Consider the following 16920-nt stretch of genomic DNA (forward strand, 5'->3'; position numbering starts at 1 on the left):
CCTCGCACGCGTTGTGGCGAGTCGGTTTATATTGGGCGGTCTTGCAATTTCTGTCCCATAGGGCGACCCGAACCCATGACCGATTTATCCGCTTTCGCGATCACGAAGAAATGGCCGGCCGAGCATCCGGACCGGATTCAGCTCTATTCGCTGCCGACGCCCAATGGCGTAAAAATCTCGATCATGCTCGAGGAAACCGGCTTGCCGTACGAGCCACATCTGGTGCGCTTCGATACCAACGATCAGATGACGCCGGCGTTTCTGTCGTTGAACCCGAACAACAAGATTCCAGCGATCCTCGATCCGAACGGTCCCGACGGCAAACCGCTGCCGCTGTTCGAATCGGGCGCGATCCTGATTTATCTCGCCGACAAAAGCGGCCGGCTGATCCCGCAGGACGCCGCCGGGCGCTACGAGACGATCCAGTGGGTGATGTTCCAGATGGGCGGCATCGGTCCGATGTTCGGCCAGGTCGGCTTCTTCCACAAATTCGCCGGCAGGGAGTACGAAGACAAGCGTCCGCGCGATCGCTACATCGCCGAATCGAAGCGGCTGCTCGGCGTGCTGGAGCAGCGCCTGGAAGGACGCACATGGGTGATGGGCGATCAGTATTCGATCGCCGATATCGCGATCTTCCCGTGGGTGCGCAATCTGGTCGGCTTCTATGAGGCGGGAGAACTGGTCGGCATTCAGGACTTCCCGAACGTGCGGCGCGTGCTGGCGGCGTTCGTCGAGCGTCCGGCGGTGGTGCGCGGCCTGAATATTCCGCAGCGGCCGGCTTGATGGCCTGTTGCGCGCGCTCGCCGCGCTGGGCGTCGTCGCGTTTCATACCGACGGCATCGTTGCCGCGCATGGCTGGCTCGTCCATGTTTTTCCGCGCGTGTCGCGCTATGGCGAAATCGGCGTCGACGTCTTCTTCGTGATCTCCGGCTTCGTGATGGCGCTGGTGACTCTGGGTTTGCCCCCGGGAATCCAGTCGGCGCGCTCGTTCATATGCGCCCGCATCGCGCGGGTCGTGCCGCTCTACTGGATTCTCACCGCGTTGTTTATCGCGCTCGTCGCGTTCGTGCCGGGCGTTTCCGAAGCGTTCGGTCATGCGCGCGTGAGCGCCTGGCATGCGCTGTCGTCGTTTCTGGTGCTTCGACGGTTTTTCGTGTCCTTGAAATTAATACCACTGAGCGCGTATAACCTTTGAGGTGAGTAAAGTTCTTACCGGCTTATCGGGCGAGAATCGCGCGACAGCGCTGTGATGCGACCGGACGAAAAGGTGAAGCAATGAGCGCCGTTACATTGTTCGCGTGGTCCGTTCCGGCGTATTTCCAGGGTTCCGTGGTCGACCATACATGGGTGACGACCTACGACAGCCGCGTGAAGATTTACCCAGCGCTGGCGGACGTCCTGATCGCGGGCGAGCACTATTGGTACAGCTGGGGCAGCTTCCACGCCCGAGGTGGGACGCCGGTCAGTGCGGATGGTTTTTTGGCTTCCGGCGCGGCAAATCTGCTTTATGCTAGTTGTCTATGTAAGCCCGATGTGGACTCGAACATCGATCCGGCCGCTCGTGGAACGATATTCAGCTATGGTCGCGATGGTGTATGCCATCAGCTGTCAAACCAGATTCTTTGGGCGACCGGCAGCGGTGGAGCGGCTCCAGCTACCGTCCGCATGTCCAGGGGCTACTGGTTGAGCATCGCGATCTTCGGACCATACGGCAAGCAGCATGCTGCATGGGCGAGCAAGAAGATTCAGTGCTCGACACCAAGCGGGAGTGACGCGATGAAGCCAGGACATCAGGAATCCGATGTCGACGATTTTCAGGAGCATCTTCAGGCGACTTTGAAGGGTCCCGACGCGGATGCGAAAATCAAGTCGTTGATGAATCATCGACGCGCATTTATGGTGCGGGTCGAGCGTTTGCAACATGCCCCGCAGGGCAGCGATGTTCCGTCCGCCTCGGAGCTGAACCAGGCCTATTCGTCTTTTCTCCACGACGCTGCTGACATTCTGGGTCCCGAGGACTTCGAGCGAGTTTTTGGTGAACGCCCAAAGGATCAGATGAACGTCGTCGATCCTTCGATATACGAGCAAAGTGTCCGTCGGCCGATGCAAAAATAATGGAGCCGCTGGACTGGCGTCGTCTCAAACGCGTTTCGCGATCACCGTCGTCGAACTCGCAATGTCGAGATTCTTTTTTGCGCTTAGCTGCTTCACAAACGATCGATCCAGCAACGTCGGCGGTCCTTGCAGAATTTCTTCGACCGTGAGCGCCTTGAATTCCTTCAGCGCATTCTCGTCGAGACCATCGGCCCATTCGCTCATGATCCAGTAAATCGACCAGATGGCCGATGTCGATTCCGGTACGTACACACGTTCGACATTGATCGCAGATCCGAAGAGGTTGAGAATCCCCTCGGCTGTCATGTTGTAGTAGTGATGCGGGTAGCCGTGAGTAGGTTGAGTGAGCGGAACCACCACGACCAGATCGCCTCCTGGCTTCAACACGCGAAGAATCTCTTTGGCGGCAGTGAATGGGTCCTTCACATGTTCGAGGACATTCAACGACAGAAGGCCATCGAACGATGCATCTTTGAATGGCAGAACTTCGCCGACACCTCGCACATCGGTGGATGGATAGTTGGTGATGTCGAAATTGATCACGTTTTCGTAGATCGCGGGACGGCTGCCGGCCCCACAATCCAGAATGATCCCTGACGGATGGCGCTCGATCATACTCAGTGCATCCTGATCGTACAGATTGCTTCCGGCCAGTTCCGAGTCGTAAATGTCGAACTGAGAGCGCAGATCGGGCGACAAAAAATCGAAGAATTTTCCGTCGTCGCTAAATGGCATATCAGTGCGAAGGACAGACGCTATTCTTTTTCTTCGTTCCTGCCTGGATTGGGCCGCCACCTGTGCATCTTGCCTGCGATGACTTTCGGCGCTTCCGAAAACTTCAAAATGCGATCTTCCCGATCGTAACGCACCGAGCCTGACAGCCTCAGCGACGTCCGGATTTGCGGCGAGATAGGCCTGCTCACAAAAATTCAACGCGGTAACGCATTCAAGCGCTTGATCCATGTCGGTCCTCGGAAACGTTTCGAAGTCGGCTCGCAGATTATAGCGATCTGAGATTTCCGGGAGCGCCTGATTTTCCGGGGTTGTCGAACGGGTGGTTCGCGTGAAGTGTAGGGATCGCTCTGATCCCGCGCGGAAGGCGGATCGGCAACAAAAAGCCCCACAGCGCAAGGCGTGCGGGGCTTTTAAGAGCGGACCTGGCAGCCGGTTGGGCGCTTGGTCCCCTTGGCCTACTACAAATTCGCTCACTATCTTTCTGTTGCTTTGACGCATGCACTGCCGTGCGTGGTGCCGCGTGGCAGGCCGCCGCGCGAATGAATGTCATCGATTGTGTCGGATCTGTCGCTCCGTTCACGGCTTTGTGCTACGTATAACCCCTTCAAATCGATCTGGAGGGGGCGCATGTTGATGGGGCTACAGACAGATGGCGATTGACTTCGAAGTCGGAACGCATCGGTGCTGCACGCTCTACACGCGACAGGAGTATCGCGGTAGTGCGTTGAGCAACGAGGCGCGTGCCGGCCGTCAGCTCATTACCTCGGCAGGATCGCGGGAACTCACGCGCGATGCGCGCCAGTTAGCGGGGCTCGTCGAATTCATCCGCAACACGCGCAGCGGCGCATATGCGAATGGCGCTGCCCCAGAGCAGATTGCCCGGGCGCTACAGACCGCCGTCGAGCGTGGCGATGTGATCGCAGTCGTGTCCACGCCGCGTACCTCGCGCGGAGGTGCTGCGCCTATCGAGCAGAATATCCGACCGTACTACGAGACCGTCACGCCGTCGCAGCTATTCAGGCGTGCGCTGCCTGTCGTGAGTGCCGGGCGTTCTTTCCAGCGTCCAGTGCTGCCGCGACTGCCCGCCGAAGATGGGCTCGCGATCTGGTTCGCCCGCCCGGGCGACGTGTTGCCCGATGGAACGATTGCCATGCCGGTATCAACGCCGTTGGGCGATGCGCACGCGTTCGAATACAGCGAGGCTATGTCAGGCGTTGATGCGGTGGAGTTGGCGGGCGCGGAGGGCACGCCGCGTAATAATCAGGCGCAAAACAAGCAGTTCAAGGCCGTCGTAAAGGCGTTGCGACTCAATCAGGATCAGGCGAGGCAACTTCACGACGACATAAGTAAGCAGGGCCTCGGCTATCACGAGATGCTGGAACGTGGGCAGGATTTGTTTGGAGGCGGTGATGACTGATACCAAGACAGAAATAACAACGCGTCTTTCCGCACTCATCGGGCTCGATGTGAGCTGGGTCAGTCACGCGGGAGACATGCTCACCATGCAGTTTGGCCCGCAAAGGCGGTACACGCTTAGAGGCAGGGATCGTGAGGACGGGGCGTGGGCGCTTCACGTGCAATGCGCGTGGAAGCTAGAGCGCGAGGGCAAAACTATTGCGACCCGCGATGATCTGCGTGGCGTCGATGAAAAGGCGCACGACTCAGCCAAGCGCTTGCATGAAACGCTCGTAGGACAAGGGCCTATCGAGGTCGAGGCCGTATCGGCAGACGATGCGGGCGGCGTGGACGTGTCGTTATCCCGAGGATACAGCCTTGTTGTGATCCCTGACGGCGTTGAAGATGATGAGGACTGGCGCTTCTTCGCGCCGGGCGTTGATGCCGCACACCTCGTGATTGAAGGCGGCAAGATTGCACCCGAGTCGTTTTCGTGAATGCCGATCGAAAGCGTGCCCGCTTGACTGGCGAGCTTGGTTGCTTCGTGCAGAAGTACGCGCGCAAGGCGCACGCTGGCCACGATCCCGATGATCGACGCTACGACAAGAAGATTGAGACGGCGATGCGGCGCCTACGCGCCAAAGATCTCTCGGAATTGCTTTCAGGCGATGGCGAGCCAGTCTCGACGGACTGAACGAAGCGAGTTTTTCCTTTCCGTCAAACCGACACTTCATCCTCCGGTAGCGCGAACTGTTCGGCATCACCTGAAGATAGAGCCCTTTGCCATCGGCAAGATGGTAGGGCTGTTCAGTCAGCTTGGCCTAGCGACCTTGGAGTTCGGTAGGCGGTGCAATCTGATTGCGCAGGGCGTGGCGGTATCGATTTTTGGGATATTCGGCGATATCCCCACCAATACCCCAAAAAAATCTGGTTTGTCTTGGGCTATCGTGGGCAAGATGGCAGCAAAAAGCCCCACAGCGCAAGGCATACGGGGCTTTTCTGGACATTCTCAGGAGATACTGCGGCCAATCTGGTCCCCTGACTGACACGCCCATCCGGAACGTAAAGCCCGATTCGAAACCCTTGAAACTGTTCGACGGCGGCGGCCTGTTCCTTCTTGTGACCGCTGGTGGCAAGAAGTGGTGGCGTCTCAAATATCGATTTGCCGGAAAAGAGAAGTTGCTGGCGCTTGGCGTTTATCCAGAGGTCGGATTGGCGGCGGCACGTAAGAAGCGCGACGAGGCGCGCGAGGCCTTGGCGCGCGGGACCGATCCGGGAGAAGAAAAGAAAGAGGCTAAACGTCTGCGCATTCTGGCTGCGGCGACCTCTTTCGAGGCCGTATCGCGGGAGTGGTTCGCTGGACAGAAAGACGGGTGGTCGAGCGTCTACGCTGACAAGGTCATCGCTTCGCTGGAAATCGACGTGTTTCCTACGCTGGGTCGCCGTCCCATAACCGAAATCGAAGCGCACCATCTCGTGCAGGTCATACGGACGATTGAAGCGCGCGGTGTTCGTGAAACGGCCAAGCGTATCCTGCAGCGTTGTCGCTCGGTCTTCCAGTACGGCATCATGACTGGTCGGTGCACTCGAAATCCGGCAAGTGAGATAGATTCCGCGGTCATCCTCAAGAAGGGACCCGCTGTGCAGCACATGGCCCGCGTAAAAGCGGCAGAACTGCCGCAGCTGATGACGGACATCGGCGCATACGAAGGGGAGCCAGTAACGCGACTGGCACTGGAGTTCATGGCCCTAACGTTTGTGCGCACCACTGAATTGATTGGTGCAACGTGGGACGAGATCAGTGTCGACTCGGCTGAATGGCGCATCCCCGCCGAGCGGATGAAAATGCGCACACCGCACATCGTTCCGCTCAGCCGGCAAGCGCTCACCATCGTTGCACAACTGCGCACATTCAACGGTACGCGCGACTTCGTTTTCTATAGCCCTCAGAGCCGGAGCCACATATCAAACAACACTATGCTCTACGCGCTCTATCGAATGGGGTACAAGGGCCAAATGACCGGCCACGGCTTCCGAGGACTAGCGGCGACAGCGCTCCGCGAAATGGGCTACTCACGTGATGTTGTGGACCGCCAATTAGCGCACGCTGAACGCAATCAGGTCACTGCAGCCTATGTCCACGCCGAATACCTGCAAGAACGCCGTCAAATGATGCAGCGCTGGGCCGACCATGTTGAGGCGGCCCGCACGGGCGCGGACGAATTTGTCCGCAGTGTTGAGGCGAGAGCGTAATTTATTTGCCCGCCTATCCGACGCCTCGGTTAGCTGCCGCCCGAGTCGATCAAATGCGCGCGCGCGTATACATCGCGCGCGATATATACGACGAAGTGCTCTCTGTGAACGGCGGGGTTCGCTTGCGGGGAGAAAAGTACCCCCGAAAAAAATCTTCGATATTCCGAAGCGCGAATCAACTTTGCTTCAGTAAATACAAAAGTAAGGCACCCCGCTTGAGGGTGACCGACTTTTGTCAATATCCTGAGGTACGAAATGATTCCCAACGCAAGAAATGTCGAACCAAACGAACTCGCGATTCTTCGGCTGCCCGACGTGAAGCGACGGACTGGGCTTGGGCGCTCAACAATTTACGCGGCCATGCGCGAAAATAGATTCCCGCATTCCATAAGATTGACGGCTCGATGCGTCGGGTGGTCGGCCTCCTCCATCGAAGCTTGGTTGCGTGACCGAATCGAAGCCCGCTGACAGGAGCGTCGGGAGCGTGGCTTCTCGCAATGCTCCCGGTCTTTTGATAGCAATACTCTAACATTACTGTCAAATCCGATCAGATGTCGAGTGCATCTAGGCCGTTTATTGGCCACTAAATTACCTCCTCTCGATTGCAACGTGTCACCATCCTCTTCGACACCTCTGCAAGTCTCTAATAAGGGGGTAACTAATAAGGGGGTAACTGCTAATAAGGAGGTAACTGCTCTAATAATTGGGTAACAGCTATGTTGGCATCGGCTAGAAAATACAGACTCCAACAAGATAACATTTCTCTCCTGCATCAGGATAGAGATCGATCCAGACAGAATTCACATTGACTAGTGAAGGTATGAAGAAACCACTTCCTGTCGTTCAAAAACCTGTTATTGACAACCTTGCTTTTGTATTGCAGTGGGCTGCCGACTCGACAAAAGAAGAGCAAAATCGGCTGCTTTCTCCAGTTCGAGAACGCATTCGCGATGCGATTGCCCAAGGGGTATGCAATCGCGCATACCCTAACGGAAACCGGTATATCGAAAATATTTTTATTCCCTTCGAACCGAAACGCTCTGCATTCGTCCAGATCGGGGCAGTGCAACCTGAACGCCAGAACGGGGGTATTCGGATTTCAGTCAATCCTGCGAAATTTCGTGACGGAGATTCTGAATATCTCCACGACGTCATAGCGCAGTTGATCGGTGCCAAGCACCGGAAGCTTTGGCTGAATCCTTTGCTCAATCGGATCGACCTGGCAGTCGACATTCTTTACGCGAATCTCGACGGCATGCTGGTCAGCTACAGCAATTCGCAGCGCAGAACAGTTTTTGGAAAACGTATCGACGGTTCTGCTCGTATTGAGACATACAATTTTGGCAGCGTGAGCAGCGATTACCTATCCGCAGTTTACGACAAACGCGTGGAACGGGTTGACGCGGCCCTCCGCGACTTAGCAAAGAACGGCGACAAAAGCGAAAAATTGCACGAGAACGCCATCAGACAGGTGCATCGTAATCGTGATGCACCGGACATGATGCGTGTCGAAATTCGAGGAAGGAAGATGCGCGGCCTCCGTCTCTGGGAACTTGAGAGCCTACCAAACCGATTTACGAGGTTCCATTTCGCCGATCTCAGCCAAGGGGAAGTAAATTTGCACCGACTGGTGAAGCAAGCGTTTCTGGCTATGTGCCGCCAAGATGGCGTCAGAGCTGCGCTCGCCCAATTCAAGGGAACTCCCCATGAAAAGGAAGTTCGAGCCTTTTGGCAGTCGCGGCAGGCGTTATGGTGGCAACCCGACGAATTGTGGGCCGATGCTTGCCTAGCGCTACGGGAATCAGGATTATTTCCACGTAGCTCATTCAACAAGCCAAAAATTATCAACCTTGCCGCCATTTGAAGCGTTTCGTCACGCGTTGGGAAGCAGGCCACTGCTACGACCTATCGCGGTCGGCTACCGTGAGGAAGAGTGAAAACACCTATCAAGATTAGAAAGCGGAAACTCACGGACCTCAGTACCGGTGAACTATCTCGGATACGCGAGCTCAATCAGCAACTGACAGATGCGGAATACTGGATTCGTCAGCGCGCGCAACAGTGTCTATCCTCCTACTACGCTGCGGGCGGAGTCAGGCGTCATCGCTTCGATAACCATCTTCAAGAGGACGTTGAGATCGAAGCGAAAGTCACATGCGTTCTGCGCGCCGGCCATCCTGACTTCAAGGCCGACGATGACAATATCGTGGCGGAGCTAGATGCGTCGATCTTGCTCATCGAAGAGTGCGCCGAGGACCTTCGCCTGACCAACTGGGATGAATTGCACGCTGGTGCCGAGCACCCGCTTACCGACGTCCATTTTTGCTACCTGTTCCACGACCTATTCGACCATAAAAATCGAGGTGACTGGGACAGGACGCTGATGGTCGGCGGACTGTGGATCGATGTCACGCTCACCCAGCAACGGATGCTGTCGTGGTCGTGACGCGCAATCAGCGACTTACACGACCAAAACGCGTTCAGCCTAAAACTCGTCGGCAGCGATCAAGTAGGTGCAGCCGTCTCGGCACTTGCTAACAACGTACTCGCGTAAGGCTGTGCAATCGACGCCTGATTCCAACGGCCCAAACATGTCATCGAAGAACCGCATCAATTGCCGCCTCGTGACCAGAACGTGTATCTCCAGACCGTCGTCGGTTGGGTATTTTACCGCTACGCCCTCCTTCTTTGCCCACCCCCGTACGTGATTAATCCAATAGGGACTTGGGGGCGGAGGGAGAACGCGAAAGCGCGGTGACTGCGCCAAGAAAGCGGCAAACTCCTGATCGTCGACTGAGTCGATCCAAGCATCGCTGAAAGTCACGGTGATTCCCCAAATTTAGAATCGGCTTGATTTGTCTGCGAGCGCGCTCTGATCATCTAGACGCTCGCCTATATGAATCCTACTTCAGCAACCCGTCGTTCGCACTCCATGAAGGATGGGAATGAACGTGACCAATGACCGCGGCCCAAGGCGAATATGTTGCGGCCAAAAATCCCAGAGTGGTTCCGGCTTTTAATGGATACTTGGGACGTGGATCACGTCAAGGCTAAAGAAATGGCTTCTTGTTGCCGTTATTGCGGCAGGGCCGCAATCAAATTTTAGTCAACTGAAAAGAAGCCAACGAACTATATGAACGAAAATACTTTGCCGACCGCGGCGCAAGCCATCGGTGAGCACGCATTCCACCGCAATCTCCACCAGGCACAGACCCGCTCTGCTTTCGCCGCTTACGTACTATGGTTTTTCCTGGGTTCAGTCGGTGCGCACCTGATGTACACGCGCCGCTGGGTCATGCTGACAACCCACTACCTGCTTTTGGTTCTGACGGGCGTAGGTATTGGCATGGTCTTCCACAACGACGACATCCACGGTCTAGCCGTTGGATTTGCGGCACTGTGGGGCGCGTTCCTGCCGTTCAGTACCTTCAGCTTCCTCAGCATGTGCATCTTGTTTGCACAGGTGAATTACTGCAACGAGGACTCGGCGTTTCGACTGGCCGGGCAGAAGCCGAAGCTCACCCGCGTGACTGAACGCCTGGTCATCATTATTTCGGTCGGTGCGTTCGCGATCTTCGCTACCTTGATGTCGGGTTTTCCAGGTTCGTCGCATATAAGGTTTCGGTCGCATGACGAACAGTCAACGACTCCGGATACAACTGCCCGGCCTGCGGTACCGCAGGCCAATCCAGAGAGCGCTAACAGCGCGCCTGCTGCGAACGTCGAACAGGACAGCACTCAGCCACAAGCCAATGCGGCTGAGGCTTCTTCGCAGATGGCGACTGGGGCAGACGCGGCACAAGCACAGGAGCAGCAACCGCTAGTACAGGTTCAGTCTACAGAACCCCCTGCTGCTCAACAGACAGACGCTGCTACGGATTTCAACACGAATCCAAATCAGGTTTATGGAACGAGTTTTGACTGCGGACAAAGCCACTCGCAGAATGAATATTTGATTTGTCACACGCCCGCACTTGCTAGCGCCGACGTGAAGCTTGCCAACGCGGTAGCCGCAGCCAAAAGCGCAATTAACCCGACCGATTTGGATGCTCTGAAAGAAAGACTGCGGGGGCAATGGAACTTCCGGGAAAAGCATTGCAACGATGTTGCGTGCCTGAATACTTGGTACACGTATCAGGCCAATACGATGGCACTCATTGCGCAAACCGGGAACGTGGCGGCTCGCGTGGATACGGCACAAAACTGATAGTCAGGCAGAGGCAATGGGCCGGGGCGTAGTCCGGTGCCGGACATGGCCCGCTAAACGTTGCATGTCCGTAGCGCAGTTTTTGGAACGCCCGCAAGCTAAAATCCCTTGCGGGCGTTTTTATTTGATGGATTTCCGCAACGAGAGCTGCGGTGTACTAGAGCGCGCGTCAGGTCAATACACGCGGTCAATTGCAGCCCACGCGTCAACCGGTGCAGTAGGTCGCTGTGCCTACGCACAAGAGGACGCGCGGCCTTACGGCTAGTCCGCACGCGACCTGCACGCATCCCCGTGCAGGCTATCTGGGTACGGCGGGTAGGTTGAGGCGGCTTCTGCGCTCCGAGCAGACGTTCGGCGTCAGTCCCACGAAGACCGGTCATGGCCGGGGAAGTTCGGCAGTTGCCCATTAGCGGCGAGTCCGGCCTCGGCGCGTTACGACTAGACGCTTCTTGCACATCACTTTATTTGAAGCAATCGCGTTTGCGCCCGCACACCGAAGGCTCAATCTCGGTAACAAATCAATGGATATGCCTACACGAGCAAAATCCGACCCGGGTGGATCAACATGATGAATCGTTGTTAGGCTATCGGGAGGTATTGGGCCTCACGCTGCATCGATCCACCGTCGCATCCATTCACGGGAGCAGCGAAAGTCTGGCCAATTACTCGATGTGGGCCGCGGCCTTCGTAATGGTGGGATGGCTCACACCATACTCTTTCGCGAGTCCGCGCGCGGTCGCGCCCGCCGCGAGCTTCACTTTGATTTCGGCGCGTTGCGTGGCCGTCAGCGACAACGGACGACCCGAAATCTTACCTTCTGCCTTGGCCCGTGCGAGACCGGCGTGCGTGCGTTCGACCAGCTGATCGCGTTCGAACTGAGCGAACGCCGCAAACATGCGCATTACGAGATCGCCAGCTGCACTCGTCACCTCCATGACCGGCAGGTCTAACACAATGACTGCAACCTTCATGTCTCGCAACATCGCAACCGTCGCATCTATGTCGCGCGCGTTCCGCCCGAGTCGATCCAGCTTTGTGACCACAAGCTTGTCGCCTTCGTCGAGTTTGCCGACCAGCTTGGCAAACATTGGCCGATCCGTAGCCGCGACCGTGCCGCTGATCGTCTCGGCATACACGTGACGATCAGCGACAACGTAACCCGCCTTCTCGGCCAACAAAACCTGATTCGCGGTCGTCTGCTCATTGGTGCTGACGCGGGCGTAAAGAAAGGTCTTGGACATGGCGCGCTCAGTGGAAAGATAACGTGGAAATAATATCATGTGGAAACAAATCTAGAAACAAGGACTTTATTTCCGCATTTCCGACGTGTTCTGACCCGGCAAGAAAACGGTCGATTCATTACCAACATTTACTCCCGAATACCCCCGATTGAGGAAAAGCTCCAAGCAGACGTGCTCTGTGAAGTATCTTTTTGATACGTCGCCGTAGCGGCAATAAGACCTGACGGAGTGGTCAAGCACTCAATCCACCCAAGTTAAGCGCGTCTGCTGCGCCGGAAAGTTAAAAAAACACTTGACGTGAAGCCAACTTCGCGCGGCCGTCGCCCTGCTGGCGTCTTTTTCGACGCCAGCAGGGCGACGGCCAATGAGGATCTTTTTGATCTTCGTTGGCCCCATGTCTCTTTCCACTCTGCTTGCCGATCTCGCCGCCCATATACAGACTGACCAGTTTCGTCAGCTTGCTTGCGATCCCGAGCATCCCACGGCGTTGCAACGTCGTCGCAAATTGCCCTTGCCGGCACTGATCGCATTGATGCTCACCGGCATGCGCAAGAGCGTCCGGACCGAACTGGATGAGTTCTTCGCCCATCTGCAGCAACAGGCACAATTGCTGCGCCAGGTATCGGGGCAAGCGTTCGCGCAAGCGCGCGCCAAACTCGCCACGACCGCCATTCCGGCGCTCAATGACCGGCTGCTTGAGCAAGCCGCGGCGACCTCGCTGGCGGACGCCCTGGCCCTCATCGCACGCCATACCTTCCGTCATCGACCAGGCATCTCAAAGCCACGGAAACCCCGCTCGAAACCCCCACAAATCCACGACGCAAAAGCCTTGCTGAAAGATCTATTTCTTAACTTGGGTGGATTGGTCAAGCACTGCTTGCCTGCAACTGTCCTGCGTACCTACCCGAATCAGTCATCTACGAGCGCAGGATACTGTGAAACACACTCCGGTAGATTGATTCAAAATATCCACAGCCTCCGGTGTCTGATTACTACCGGACTCAAAATTTAAATAGTTCCGAAGAGTCTCTTCGTCCTTGGAAGTAAGGCCTGCGGCGTTTTGCATCCTCACAAGCGCAAACTCTGATCGCGACTCACCAATATTGTCGCCTATTTTCTGATAAAGTGACGCCGCTTCGGATATATTTCGCTGAGCAGCTTGATATTCTCCCGCTCTGAATTTTACGTCCGCGGAGCCATTCAGGGCGTCTGCCGCCTTGCCATAGTCCCCGCTCTTGATAAACAATGTAGATGCCTTTCCATATCGTTGTATCGCTAGGCTAACATTTCCCTGACTCGCGGCGAGCGAGCCCGCCGCATACCAGGCCTCACCTTTTTCCTTGGTTGGAAGGCTTGAAAAATTACCCTTTCCCAGTACTGCATATATATTTTTGTTCGCGGCAAGCACGTTCCCATTATCAATATAATTTTGCGCGAGCAGCAATTCGGCGTTAATCACACCGTTTTTGTCTTTTGCACTTCGGTAGACTTCAAGTGCACGAGTTGAATATTGTATAGACAGTTCAGAATGCCCAAAAGCCTCCTCCCGACTTGCGATATGGAAACTAGCATCTGCCATATCTTTAGCAATCGCACTGCTCGCCAGCGGCACGACCAAATCGTCCATTCCACGATGCATCAAAGCATGAACCAACGGACAATCAATGAGCTTCTGCGCGCTTGCCCCGTAATCCTTTTTATTTTTTATAATTTGTCGACTCCACACGTATAACTCTAAATTTGTGGGATTGTCTTGTTTTTTGACAAGGTCCTTCTTCAATTCCTCTTCACTGATTTTCCCGGACCTTAAACGATCATCAATTTCACTCATGCGTGGTGATAGGGGGATTTGATCGAGCAGCGTTTCACCTTGACTCATCGGTTCATATCTCGCCGCTGTTGCGCCAATTCCAACCTCTTGTCGGCAAGTTCCCATCGAGCTACCTGAGGGATCAAGCAAAGGTCCGCCGCTGTCGCCACCCATTGCCAAGGCCCGCGAAACCTCGATGCTTCCATCAGGGAACGCTACTACTTTCACCGTTTGCTCGTGGAAGACAGAAGGCTGATCGCCGATGTGTGGATAGTCCATAGCGTATAGGGTTTCAGCGTTTCGAGGTCCACGCAAAGTGATATCAATTGGTCGAACTTTCTTCTTGAGAGGTGTCACCAGCTTTAGCAGGGCAAGATCAACCGGCGCTTTCAACGTTTTGACTACGCTCGCTTCCAACTGCTGTTGTGGAAAAGCTGGACTTATCGCATAAATTTTTTGACCAGGTGACAACGTATTGACGACGTGATCGTCCGTTAGAATATAACCTTGCTCTGCATCGATAATGTATCCCGTTCCAACATCCGCATCCCCTATCTTTAAAAGCAAAACCGCATCACCAAATTCGGTTTTTAACGCATCTTCGCCAATCGTCTCCGGCTCGAAATTCCCACACTCGGCATGGGCGACTGAGAAAATTACGCTAGCCAAGATCGCCAAAATGATACTTCCACGTCGAGTCGGCTTCATAATCTAACTCGGTCGCTATTTCTTGTCAGGAAACGCAAAATTAACAGTTAGTTTTTGAATTGCCGTCTTCGTTAGGTCACCTTTAAAATCGGCCGTTATTGGGGTTATTTTGGTCCCAATGTCCCCGTTTGCGTTGCCCTCAACCGTGAATTGAAGCGTTACACTTAGTTTTGATGGACGCAATGGAACGCCACCTTTGTTAGCATCTTTCACCCCTTGCGCCGCGCTTACAATAGCCTGCTCAAGAGCGTGAGTAAGTGTTTCCGCAGCTACGTTTTTCGGATTTCCCGGCTTTGGCGGGACCAGCGAAAGGACGATTTGCTGGATTTTATCTTTCTCCAAAGAACCACCAACAGTAACAATCCATAAGCTAGCACTGCCGCTCCCCTTTACTTTGACAACCGTCTGAAGGTCGAGAGTTACCTCACTTAGGGGCGGCAAATTACTCTCTGCCAAAGTAGTTTGTACATTTGCCAACGCCTGTTGAATCTGGGATAGAACAGTCCGAATTTCTACGCTTCCACTATCGGACGTTTCATCGGATTTTGCGATGGAAAAGACGGTCAAAAGAAAAAAAAATGTGAAGATAACTGCAAGATGCTTTCTCATTTTTTCCACCTTTCACCGTGCTGTTTGGCTATTCGCCGCAACGCCACTGATGCCGCTCGGACCTCTGTGCTCCCCATTCAGTCTAGGACATTCCACAGAGCAAGCAATCCTTGCGGGGTATATCGGGAATTGGACCTCTGTGACGATGTGGCGGCTACGAGGTTGATTTGGATGAACGCCCGATTTTCACTATCTGTGAGAGCAGTTTTTCACTTTCATGGCGCAGTTTTCACTTTCGGGTAGGTTCTCTAACGTTACGATGCTTCAGACGCGCCCCGGTAGGGAATCGCCTGCGGGGGTAGTTTAGGGGGTATTTATTTTCCAGCACAACAACAAACTCATACGATTCACATGGTTACCATGCAAATATGATTCCTGTCAGAGCATGGGGGTATCAAACGCGTACGGTATCTCAATACCCCCTAAAATACCCCCAGATACCCCCGGCTGTAAATGGCTGCAATCGGATATTGTCGGAAATGAAAAACCCCGCCAGGCAGGCCATGGCGGGGTTTTCTGGATTTTTCTGAACGGCTTCGGAAGCTTTCATGGTCCCCCTGACAGGAATCGAACCTGTATCTAGCGCTTAGGAGGCACTTGTTCTATCCATTGAACTACAGGGAGAGGACCGGGCCGGACAGATCGGCGAGGACTCGGTGAGTCCAGACTGACCACCGAGCGCAGAGTATATCAAACCGGCGCGGGCAAAAGGAGAGCCAAGCCAGCAGCCGCCCGCGCCACGCACAAATCCCGCAAAAACAAACGGCCCCGCAGACATCGCCTGCCGGGCCGCGCAAACCACCTGAGCATCTGGCGAAGCGCACGCAACCGCGCCTATCGCCCCAAGCTCATCTCACTGTCAAAACTCCACCACCGCGAACTCCGCCTTGCCCACGTCGCACAGCGGGCAGCGCCAGTCTTCCGGAATGTCGGCGAAACGCGTGCCCGGTGCGATGCCTTCTTCGGGCAGACCGTCTTCCTCGTTGTAGATCCAACCGCAAATCAGGCAGACCCAGCTCTTGAATTCCGTCACTTCGATTACTTCGCTCACGACACGCTCTCTCGTTCAATGCAATGGCCGGCTTGCTCTGCCCCTTTATGGGGCGGCGCGGCGACCCGCAATATTACCGGAATTTGTCAAATCAGCCGCAGACGACCGATGCGGCGCCGCCCCAACGCCTCTGCGGCGAGCCCGGGTTCGCGCGACGGGCCTCGTCACACAAGCCGTGTACGCTTTGACCTGCAAGCTATCTGATTGGACAGATGTGGCGCGCGCTTCGCACGTATTGCGACGATCGGTCTCGGAGAGGCCGCTGGCGGCGCCGCATCGCCGGGTTTCGTTTCCAAAGGAGAAAACGATGTTCAAAAACCGATGGTTGGTCCGCGTCGCGGCGGCTGGGCTACTCGCCGGGTCGGGTGTGGCGCAGGCGGCGGGCGTGACCTTCGTGCAACCGGCCGACGGCGCGACCGTCACCAGTCCGGTGCACGTCGTGTTTGGCCTCGACGGCATGAAGATCGCGCCCGCCGGCACGCTGACGGACGGCACCGGGCATCATCACCTGCTGATCGACGGCAAGCCGCTGCCGAAGGGCGAGGTCGTCCCCGCGACCGACAAGTCGCTGCACTTCGGCAAAGGCCAGACTGAAACCGATCTGACGCTGCCGCCGGGCGACCATACGCTGACGCTGCAATTCGGCGACGGCGCGCACCGCTCGTATGGGCCGGAGATGAGCAAGACGATCACGGTGCACGTCAAGTAAGCAACTGCTTGAAAGGCCGGGCCGGCGCGCGTCGCCGGCCCGCGCCGATCGCGTTGCACACTGTGTCGCGCGCTTCATCGCACGGAT

The 16920-nt window shown here is 55.7% G+C and carries 19 protein-coding genes and 1 tRNA gene; 12 read left to right on the plus strand and 8 right to left on the minus strand.

Annotated features, from left to right (window positions below; all coding sequences use genetic code 11):
• Nucleotides 1-75: 75 nt before the first annotated feature.
• The 3 genes from OKW29_RS40360 to OKW29_RS40370 all read left to right on the plus strand — a co-directional run bounded on the left by OKW29_RS40360 (nt 76) and on the right by OKW29_RS40370 (nt 2115).
• Nucleotides 76-783 carry a glutathione binding-like protein gene (locus tag OKW29_RS40360; RefSeq protein WP_184009513.1) on the plus strand — a complete coding sequence of 236 codons (708 nt, stop codon included), beginning with the start codon at nt 76-78 and terminating at the stop codon, nt 781-783.
• A 7-nt stretch (nt 784-790) separates the two neighbouring features.
• A complete protein-coding gene (locus OKW29_RS40365; protein WP_429294807.1) occupies nt 791-1195 on the plus strand; it encodes an acyltransferase family protein in 405 nt (134 codons plus the stop codon).
• 80 nt (nt 1196-1275) lie between these two features.
• Nucleotides 1276-2115, plus strand: coding sequence for a hypothetical protein (locus tag OKW29_RS40370; protein WP_429294808.1), 840 nt, complete (start codon nt 1276-1278; stop codon nt 2113-2115).
• 24 nt (nt 2116-2139) lie between these two features.
• Here OKW29_RS40370 and OKW29_RS40375 read toward each other — a convergent pair whose 3' ends face one another.
• The gene (locus OKW29_RS40375; protein ID WP_429294809.1) at nt 2140-3078 is read right to left on the minus strand and encodes a class I SAM-dependent methyltransferase; all 939 of its coding nucleotides are present in this window, start codon (nt 3076-3078) and stop codon (nt 2140-2142) included.
• Nucleotides 3079-3499: 421 nt separating this feature from the next.
• On the opposite strand from OKW29_RS40375, the gene OKW29_RS40380 reads away from it, so the two are divergent.
• The 8 genes from OKW29_RS40380 to OKW29_RS40415 all read left to right on the plus strand — a co-directional run bounded on the left by OKW29_RS40380 (nt 3500) and on the right by OKW29_RS40415 (nt 10705).
• The gene (locus OKW29_RS40380; protein ID WP_184065567.1) at nt 3500-4267 is read left to right on the plus strand and encodes a hypothetical protein; all 768 of its coding nucleotides are present in this window, start codon (nt 3500-3502) and stop codon (nt 4265-4267) included.
• Nucleotides 4260-4742 carry a hypothetical protein gene (locus OKW29_RS40385; protein ID WP_184065570.1) on the plus strand — a complete coding sequence of 161 codons (483 nt, stop codon included), beginning with the start codon at nt 4260-4262 and terminating at the stop codon, nt 4740-4742. The genes OKW29_RS40380 and OKW29_RS40385 overlap by 8 nt, the downstream gene beginning before the upstream one ends.
• On the plus strand, nt 4739-4939 hold the full coding sequence (locus OKW29_RS40390) for a hypothetical protein (RefSeq protein ID WP_187611044.1): 201 nt from the start codon (nt 4739-4741) through the stop codon (nt 4937-4939). Before OKW29_RS40385 ends, OKW29_RS40390 begins: the two co-directional genes overlap by 4 nt.
• Before the next feature lie 311 nt (nt 4940-5250).
• On the plus strand, nt 5251-6498 hold the full coding sequence (locus OKW29_RS40395) for a tyrosine-type recombinase/integrase (protein ID WP_429295018.1): 1248 nt from the start codon (nt 5251-5253) through the stop codon (nt 6496-6498).
• 255 nt (nt 6499-6753) lie between these two features.
• The gene (locus OKW29_RS40400) at nt 6754-6966 is read left to right on the plus strand and encodes a helix-turn-helix transcriptional regulator (protein WP_429294810.1); all 213 of its coding nucleotides are present in this window, start codon (nt 6754-6756) and stop codon (nt 6964-6966) included.
• A gap of 352 nt (nt 6967-7318) precedes the next feature.
• Nucleotides 7319-8362 (plus strand): hypothetical protein, encoded by a 1044-nt coding sequence (locus OKW29_RS40405; RefSeq protein WP_429294811.1) that lies wholly within the window; start codon nt 7319-7321, stop codon nt 8360-8362.
• A gap of 69 nt (nt 8363-8431) precedes the next feature.
• Nucleotides 8432-8944 carry a hypothetical protein gene (locus tag OKW29_RS40410; RefSeq protein ID WP_429294812.1) on the plus strand — a complete coding sequence of 171 codons (513 nt, stop codon included), beginning with the start codon at nt 8432-8434 and terminating at the stop codon, nt 8942-8944.
• A 687-nt stretch (nt 8945-9631) separates the two neighbouring features.
• Nucleotides 9632-10705: a hypothetical protein gene (locus OKW29_RS40415; protein WP_429294813.1), complete on the plus strand. Its 1074-nt coding sequence runs from the start codon at nt 9632-9634 to the stop codon at nt 10703-10705.
• A 662-nt stretch (nt 10706-11367) separates the two neighbouring features.
• Here the strand turns inward: OKW29_RS40415 and OKW29_RS40420 are convergent.
• From OKW29_RS40420 to OKW29_RS40450, 7 genes are all read right to left on the minus strand, one after another.
• Nucleotides 11368-11946, minus strand: coding sequence for a recombinase family protein (locus tag OKW29_RS40420; protein WP_429294814.1), 579 nt, complete (start codon nt 11944-11946; stop codon nt 11368-11370).
• A 280-nt stretch (nt 11947-12226) separates the two neighbouring features.
• Entirely contained in the window at nt 12227-12709 is a 483-nt protein-coding gene (locus tag OKW29_RS40425) for a hypothetical protein (protein WP_429294815.1), read from the minus strand.
• 150 nt (nt 12710-12859) lie between these two features.
• Nucleotides 12860-14464 carry a trypsin-like peptidase domain-containing protein gene (locus OKW29_RS40430; RefSeq protein ID WP_429294816.1) on the minus strand — a complete coding sequence of 535 codons (1605 nt, stop codon included), beginning with the start codon at nt 14462-14464 and terminating at the stop codon, nt 12860-12862.
• 15 nt (nt 14465-14479) lie between these two features.
• A complete protein-coding gene (locus OKW29_RS40435; RefSeq protein ID WP_429294817.1) occupies nt 14480-15073 on the minus strand; it encodes a trypco2 family protein in 594 nt (197 codons plus the stop codon).
• Nucleotides 15074-15485: 412 nt separating this feature from the next.
• Nucleotides 15486-15623 carry a hypothetical protein gene (locus tag OKW29_RS40440; protein ID WP_429294818.1) on the minus strand — a complete coding sequence of 46 codons (138 nt, stop codon included), beginning with the start codon at nt 15621-15623 and terminating at the stop codon, nt 15486-15488.
• Nucleotides 15623-15697 (minus strand) — tRNA-Arg (locus OKW29_RS40445). The genes OKW29_RS40440 and OKW29_RS40445 overlap by 1 nt, the downstream gene beginning before the upstream one ends.
• Before the next feature lie 235 nt (nt 15698-15932).
• Complete coding sequence (locus tag OKW29_RS40450; RefSeq protein ID WP_184009557.1) at nt 15933-16124, minus strand: rubredoxin; 192 nt, start codon at nt 16122-16124, stop codon at nt 15933-15935.
• Nucleotides 16125-16431: 307 nt separating this feature from the next.
• Between OKW29_RS40450 and OKW29_RS40455 the strand changes: the two genes are divergently transcribed.
• The gene (locus OKW29_RS40455) at nt 16432-16833 is read left to right on the plus strand and encodes a DUF4399 domain-containing protein (protein ID WP_429294819.1); all 402 of its coding nucleotides are present in this window, start codon (nt 16432-16434) and stop codon (nt 16831-16833) included.
• Nucleotides 16834-16920 lie beyond the last annotated feature (87 nt).

It is taken from the genome of Paraburkholderia sp. CI3 (assembly GCF_050436505.1).
Classification (GTDB): Bacteria; Pseudomonadota; Gammaproteobacteria; order Burkholderiales; family Burkholderiaceae; genus Paraburkholderia; species Paraburkholderia tuberum.

Excerpts from the sequence above, each read along its gene's own strand:
- OKW29_RS40435 (WP_429294817.1), bottom strand. The coding sequence starts at position 15,073 with ATGAGAAAGCATCTTGCAGTTATCTTCACATTTTTTTTTCTTTTGACC.
- OKW29_RS40400 (WP_429294810.1), top strand. The coding sequence starts at position 6,754 with ATGATTCCCAACGCAAGAAATGTCGAACCAAACGAACTCGCGATTCTT.
- OKW29_RS40380 (WP_184065567.1), top strand. The coding sequence starts at position 3,500 with ATGGCGATTGACTTCGAAGTCGGAACGCATCGGTGCTGCACGCTCTAC.
- OKW29_RS40360 (WP_184009513.1), top strand. The coding sequence starts at position 76 with ATGACCGATTTATCCGCTTTCGCGATCACGAAGAAATGGCCGGCCGAG.
- OKW29_RS40405 (WP_429294811.1), top strand. The coding sequence starts at position 7,319 with ATGAAGAAACCACTTCCTGTCGTTCAAAAACCTGTTATTGACAACCTT.
- OKW29_RS40370 (WP_429294808.1), top strand. The coding sequence starts at position 1,276 with ATGAGCGCCGTTACATTGTTCGCGTGGTCCGTTCCGGCGTATTTCCAG.
- OKW29_RS40385 (WP_184065570.1), top strand. The coding sequence starts at position 4,260 with ATGACTGATACCAAGACAGAAATAACAACGCGTCTTTCCGCACTCATC.
- OKW29_RS40425 (WP_429294815.1), bottom strand. The coding sequence starts at position 12,709 with ATGACGGAAGGTATGGCGTGCGATGAGGGCCAGGGCGTCCGCCAGCGA.
- OKW29_RS40375 (WP_429294809.1), bottom strand. The coding sequence starts at position 3,078 with ATGGATCAAGCGCTTGAATGCGTTACCGCGTTGAATTTTTGTGAGCAG.
- OKW29_RS40420 (WP_429294814.1), bottom strand. The coding sequence starts at position 11,946 with ATGTCCAAGACCTTTCTTTACGCCCGCGTCAGCACCAATGAGCAGACG.
- OKW29_RS40415 (WP_429294813.1), top strand. The coding sequence starts at position 9,632 with ATGAACGAAAATACTTTGCCGACCGCGGCGCAAGCCATCGGTGAGCAC.
- OKW29_RS40430 (WP_429294816.1), bottom strand. The coding sequence starts at position 14,464 with ATGAAGCCGACTCGACGTGGAAGTATCATTTTGGCGATCTTGGCTAGC.
- OKW29_RS40455 (WP_429294819.1), top strand. The coding sequence starts at position 16,432 with ATGTTCAAAAACCGATGGTTGGTCCGCGTCGCGGCGGCTGGGCTACTC.
- OKW29_RS40440 (WP_429294818.1), bottom strand. The coding sequence starts at position 15,623 with ATGAAAGCTTCCGAAGCCGTTCAGAAAAATCCAGAAAACCCCGCCATG.